Raw genomic sequence first — 6000 nt, 5'->3', positions numbered from 1 at the left:
GATCAGCGCCCACTCCGCATCGGTCATATCGCTTGCATAACGCAGATCGTCCCGCCGATATTGCTCCCGAGTGATCTTGGTCCAGGGCATCGTGCTCTCCCTCGAATCTTTGCAAATCCGATGGAATCACACCCCACTGAGATCACTCACCCATTTTTCAGTCAGGCTCTGAGGAGCGCGCAGCGCGTCTCGAGGGGCGACGGCCAAGAATCCGGGGCGTACAACCTTCGGGGCTCGCTCCGCTTGAGCACACAACACCAGCCCGCAAGCAAGAAGCCCGGTCTTGCGACCGGGCTTTTGTTTTCAATCCGTCGAACCCTTTCAGGCGGCTTCGTCCTCAACGGCGGTATCGTCGCCATCGGTATCGGCATCCTCACCGTCTGCATCGCCCTCGCCTTCGCCCTCGGCTTCTGCCTTGGCGCCACGGCGCGGGCTCTTGGCGAGCTGGCCTTCGATTTCCTTGATCGCCTCGGTCTCGGTCGAGTGCTGCACGACCGCGATCTCGCGCGACAGACGATCGAGCGCCGCTTCATAGAGCTGGCGTTCGCTGTAGGACTGCTCGGGCTGCGATTCCGAACGATAGAGATCGCGGACCACCTCGGCGATCGCGACGATGTCGCCCGAGTTGATCTTCGCTTCATATTCCTGGGCGCGGCGCGACCACATGGTGCGCTTGACGCGGGCGCGGCCCTTCAGCGTCTCCAGCGCCTTCTTGACCAGCGCCGGCTCCGACAGCTTGCGCATGCCGACATTGGCGACCTTCGCCGTCGGGACGCGCAGCGTCATCTTGTCCTTCATGAAATTGATCACGAACAGCTCGAGCTTGGCGCCCGCGATCTCCTGCTCCTCGATCGCCAGGATCTGGCCGACGCCGTGAGCGGGATAGACCACGAATTCGTTGGCCTTGAAGCCCTGGCGCTGGGTCACGACCTTCTTCGGCTCCTCGACGCGCGGCGCGGCGGCCGGCTTGGCGGCGGCCTTCGGAGCAGCGGCGGGGACGGCAGCCTTCGGGGCGGCCGGCTTCGGCGCAGCAGCCGTCTTGGTCGCGGCAGGCTTGGGGGCGACCTTGGCAGCAGCGGGCTTCGCAGCTGCCGCTTTCGCGGCAGTCTTGGCAGTCTTTTCTGGCATCACGCTTCTTTTGTTCTTTGAGGACTTTGCAGCCGCCGCCTTCTTGGCCCCCTTCACGGACGCCTTGGCACGGCCCTTGGTTGCGCTGCGAGCAACGACAGCGGCTTTTTTCGTCGTCTTTGAAGCACTCTTTTTACGCGTTTTCTGTGACACAGCCTGCGCGCGGAAACTGCCACGCCCCTGTTCGAGTTTGCGGGAACCTCGAAGCCACAAGGTACGCATGGCAGGGGGTTCTTGGCCTGTAATGTGTCAGATATAGCACATTTTCCGCAAAAATCAATGGTTTACGCCCGATTCCGGGCATAACAGGGGCCGTTCAGGTCATATGTCCGTCATTAGGGTTAAATCGGCGGCCGAACGGAGGGCCGCGGCGGACCGACGTCCACCCTTACCGTGGTAATCCCTGGCGAATCAGTCGCCGCTGCCCGGATTCGGAGAAAAATATTTCTCGAACTTGCCTTCCTTGCCTTCCCACTCCTTGGCGTCTTCCGGCGAGTCCTTCTTCTGGGTGATGTTCGGCCAGCTCTTGGCGTAGTCGCGGTTGACCTCGAGCCACTTCTCAAGCCCCGGCTCGGTGTCCGGCTTGATGGCGTCCGCCGGGCATTCCGGCTCGCACACGCCGCAATCGATGCATTCGTCAGGATGGATGACCAGCATGTTCTCGCCCTCGTAGAAGCAATCGACGGGGCAGACCTCGACGCAGTCGGTATATTTGCACTTGATGCAGGCTTCAGTGACGACGTAGGTCATCCAAAACTCCGGAACGATCGATTTTTCTGGGGTTGCGTAGCGCAGGAATACCGGGGCCGCAAGGGAAGCGGCCCTCGAAAAACGCCAGTATTCTCACGCTCCTGCCACCCAAATTGAGATAGCAAGCGCTAGATAACTACTCCTTACCGGCCTGCAAATTGCCGGCCTGCAAATCCTCGTACAGCACGCGCGCCGAACTGGCATCGCCGCGCCGCTCGGCAAAGCCTGTCACCTTCAGCACGCGGACGCTGTTGTCGAGCGCGACGGTGACGACATCACCCGCCTTCACCGCATGGCCCGGCGATTTCTCGCGCGTGCCATTGATGCGGACATGACCTGACGCGACGAGTTCAGCCGCGCTGGTGCGAGCCTTCACCAGGCGCGCATGCCACAGCCATTTATCGAGGCGCTGTCGATCCAAACTAGACCAAGCGTTAAACTAAGGGTTGGACTATTCCTTCCGGCCGGCGAGCTGCTCTTTCAGGGCAGCGAGCTTGGCGAATGGCGAATTCGGATCGATCGGCCGGTCGCGCTCGCGCGGCGCGCTCGAGGCGTAGGGCCGATGCGACGGGCCGCCCTCGCGCTTGTCGCGGCCGCTCTTGCCGAAATCGCGGCCGCCGCGGTCACGATCGCCGCGCTCGCCCTTGCGGTCGCCGCCGAACTTGTTGTCGCGGCGACGCTCATTGTCGCGATCGCGACCTTTGCCTTCGAAGCGCTCGCGGCGCTGGCCCTTGTCGTCCCTGTTGTCGCGGGCCTGCGCGCCCTCGGCGGGCGCCGCAGCCGGATCCGCCGGCGCACCCGGGCGCGGTGCGCGGAAATCCTGGTGACGGCGCGGACGGCGATGATGTTCGCGCTTGTTGTCGCCCTCACCGCCGCCTTCAGCGGCCTGCGCGCCCTCCGCGGGCTTGCCCTGGTGACGGCCGCGGTTGCGATCATGGCCGCGATGATGCGGACGGCGCTCGTCGGAACGGCCACCGGGACGCCAGACTTCGACCAACTGCGGCTCGGCCGGCGTCTCCGCGGCGGCGGCAGCGGCGTCAGCCGGTGCTGCCTCGGCACCCGCGGTCTCCGCGGCCGCCTCGGTGGCGGTCTCGGACGGCGTCTCTGCAGTGGCTTCCGCGGCAGGGGCGGGCTCGGATGCCGTTTCCGCAGCGGGCGCCTCAGCAGCGGGCTCTTCGGCGACAGCGGCGGGCTCGGCGGCAACTTCCGCCACGGGCTCGGGCTTGGTCTCGACGACGACCGGCGTCGCCTCGCTGGACACCACCTCGGCAAAGCCGACATCGGGCAGCAGCGCGGCCGATGGTGCGGGATCGCCGGACACCGGCTGATCCGTGGCAGCCTCCGGCGCATCGGCCACAACCTCGGCAGTGGCACCGACCGGCGCATCCACGGCGGCGTCAGAGGTCGCCTCGACCGGCGGCGTCTCGGCGGCGACCGTCTCGGTGGTCCCGGCCACGGTCTCGGTGGTCTCGGCGACGGCCTCCGTGGTCTCTGCCGGTGTGGCCTCAACGGGCTTCGGCGGCAGCGGCGGGCGGCGGTCCATGCGGTAGCCAAGCGCGCGCAGGATCGAGGCAAAATCCTCGCCCGCGGAGCCGGTCAGCGAGGTCATCGCCTGCGTCACGACAAAGCCGCGGCCGTCGAACGCGCCCGCAGGCTTCTCGCCCGGCGAGGTCTCGCGCCAGGCCAAAGCGGGGCGGATCAGATCGGCGAGCCGCTCCAGGATGTCGACGCGCACCGCGCGCTCGCCGCACTGGCGATAGCCGAGCACGCGATAGGCATCGCGGGCGAGCTGCTTGTCGACCGGGAACGAGGTGCGGCCGCTACTCGCCAGATGCTGCACATTCGACAACGCAGCCATGTCGACATTGCTCTGCTTCTCGGCCCACAGCAGCGAGGCCAGCGAGCGCGCGGCGGGCTTTAGCAGCTGCGGGAAATAGATGTGGTAGGCGCCGAACCGCACGCCGTATTTGCGCAAGGCAGCACGAGAAGGCTGGTCGAGATCCTTCATCTCGGCCGCGATCTTGCTGCGCTCGAGCACGCCGAGCGCCTCGACCAGCTGGAAGGCGATGCCGCGGGCGATGCCCTGCAGGTCCTCGGCCTTGGACAGTTCGAACAGCGGCCCGAGCAGTTTTTCGATATGCGTCTTGAGCCAGAGGTCGAGCCGGGTCTGCACCGCCTCGCGCGAGGCGCCGGTCAGCCGCTCGTCGGAGATGATGCGCAGCCGCGGATGCAGCGCGTCGTCGGCGGCCACCAGCTTGGCGACCGCATCGCCGGTCCAGCGGATGGTGCCGTCGGAGGTCAGCACGAACTGCTCGTCGGGGGCGGCGCCCAGTTTCTCGGCACGCGCATCGATCTCGCGCGCCAGCACCTGCTGGGCGGCAGCTTGCAGCGCCTTGGCGTCGCTGCCGGCCTCGGCCGCATCAGGTGCGAAGGTGAAACCATCGAGCCGGCCGATCACGTGGCCTTCCACGATCACTTCACCGGTCTTGCCAATTTCCGTATTCAAAACTGAGTTCTCCCGCAGGCGGCGCATCAATACACTGGTCCGCCTGTCAACGAAACGCTCCGTGAGCCGTTCATGCAGCGCATCGGATAATTTATTTTCGAGCTCGCGCGTGATCCCCTGCCAGTGGTCCGGGTCGTAAAGCCAGTCCGGCCGGTTGGCAACAAAGGTCCAGGTCCTGATCTGCGCGATCCGGCCCGATAGCGTGTCGATATCGCCGTCGGTCCGGTTGGCCTGGTCGACCTGGGCGGCAAACCATGCGTCAGGGATACGCCCCTTTTGCATCAGGAAGCCATACAGCGTGGTCACGAGTTCGGCATGGGCGGCCGGCGACAGCTTTCGGTAGTCCGGAACCTGGCAGGCCTCCCACAGCCGCTCCACCGCTTTGGCCCCATGCGCCAATTCGCGCACCTCGGCGTCGCGCGCGACATGCTCGAGCACCCGCAGGTCCTCGGCCACCGGGGCCCGCGTGAGTGCCTCATGATTGGGCGTCAGCGCCAGCGACACCTGCAACGCGCCGAGCGAGGCGAAATCGAGCTTGGCGTTGCGCCATTGCAGCACCTTGACGGCATCGAAGGTGTGGTTCTGCAGCGCATTGACGAGCTCCGGCTCGAACGGCGCACAGCGCCCGGTGGTGCCGAAGGTGCCGTTGCGCGTCGCGCGCCCGGCGCGACCGGCGATCTGCGCGAATTCGGCCGGCGTCAGGCGGCGGAACTGGTAGCCGTCATATTTGCGGTCGGAGGCAAAGGCGACGTGATCGACGTCGAGATTGAGCCCCATGCCGACCGCGTCGGTGGCGACGAGATAATCGACGTCGCCGTTCTGGAACATCGCGACCTGCGCATTGCGCGTGCGTGGCGACAGGGAGCCAAGCACCACGGCAGCGCCGCCATGCTGGCGACGGATCAATTCGGCGACCGCGTAGACCTCGTCCGCCGAGAACGCGACAATTGCTGTTCTACGCGGCTGCCGCGTGATCTTGCGGTCGCCGGCGAATTCGAGCTGCGAGAGCCTCGGCCGGGTGATGATCGAGGCGCCGGGCAGCAACCGCTCGATCATCGGCCGCATCGTCGCAGCGCCCAGCAGCAACGTCTCGTCGCGGCCGCGGCGGTTGAGGATGCGATCGGTGAACACATGCCCGCGCTCGAGATCGGCGGCGATCTGGATCTCGTCGACCGCGAGAAAGGATACATCGAGATCGCGCGGCATCGCTTCCACGGTCGAGACCCAGAAGCGCGGCGCCTTCGGCTTGATCTTCTCCTCGCCCGTGACCAGCGCGACGTTGTCGACACCGGCGCGATCCGCGATCTTGTTGTAGACCTCGCGCGCGAGCAGCCGCAGCGGCAGCCCGATCAGGCCGGACGAATGCGCCAGCATGCGCTCGATGGCCAGATGCGTCTTGCCGGTGTTGGTCGGCCCGAGCACCGCGGTGACGCCTGCACCGGGCACGCGGTCATTTCCGAACGAATTTGAGAAAGCCATATTTTGCAGGTGTTTCTTGAATTTGTTGGGGCGCTCTCTGATCCGTCATCCCCGGTACAACGGCTAATTCGCCGTTGTACCTGCGAGGAGCGCGTCAGCGCGTCTCGAAGGATGCATGGCCGAGATCGACCCGTTTG

4 protein-coding genes and 1 pseudogene are annotated in these 6000 nt (G+C 65.7%); all 5 read right to left on the bottom strand.

Features of this window, described 5'->3' with window-relative positions:
• Nucleotides 1–90: pseudogene (locus tag PMN64_RS20745) on the bottom strand (IS5/IS1182 family transposase); the annotation flags it as partial.
• 231 nt (nucleotides 91–321) lie between these two features.
• Nucleotides 322–1128: a CarD family transcriptional regulator gene (locus tag PMN64_RS20740; protein ID WP_080686805.1), complete on the bottom strand. Its 807-nt coding sequence runs from the start codon at nucleotides 1126–1128 to the stop codon at nucleotides 322–324.
• Between the two features lie 411 nt (nucleotides 1129–1539).
• Nucleotides 1540–1878, bottom strand: a complete 339-nt coding sequence (fdxA, locus tag PMN64_RS20735; RefSeq protein WP_016844914.1) for a ferredoxin FdxA — start codon at nucleotides 1876–1878, stop codon at nucleotides 1540–1542.
• A gap of 136 nt (nucleotides 1879–2014) precedes the next feature.
• Nucleotides 2015–2299, bottom strand: a complete 285-nt coding sequence (locus PMN64_RS20730; RefSeq protein ID WP_028341879.1) for an RNA-binding S4 domain-containing protein — start codon at nucleotides 2297–2299, stop codon at nucleotides 2015–2017.
• A 30-nt stretch (nucleotides 2300–2329) separates the two neighbouring features.
• The gene (locus PMN64_RS20725; protein WP_411781958.1) at nucleotides 2330–5863 is read right to left on the bottom strand and encodes a helicase-related protein; all 3534 of its coding nucleotides are present in this window, start codon (nucleotides 5861–5863) and stop codon (nucleotides 2330–2332) included.
• Nucleotides 5864–6000: the final 137 nt, after the last annotated feature.

This window comes from Bradyrhizobium sp. UFLA01-814, assembly GCF_046718885.1.
In the GTDB taxonomy this organism is placed as follows: Bacteria; Pseudomonadota; Alphaproteobacteria; order Rhizobiales; family Xanthobacteraceae; genus Bradyrhizobium; species Bradyrhizobium elkanii.
Note: the sequence above shows the minus strand (reverse complement) of the source record. Positions and strands in the feature narration are given on the sequence as shown.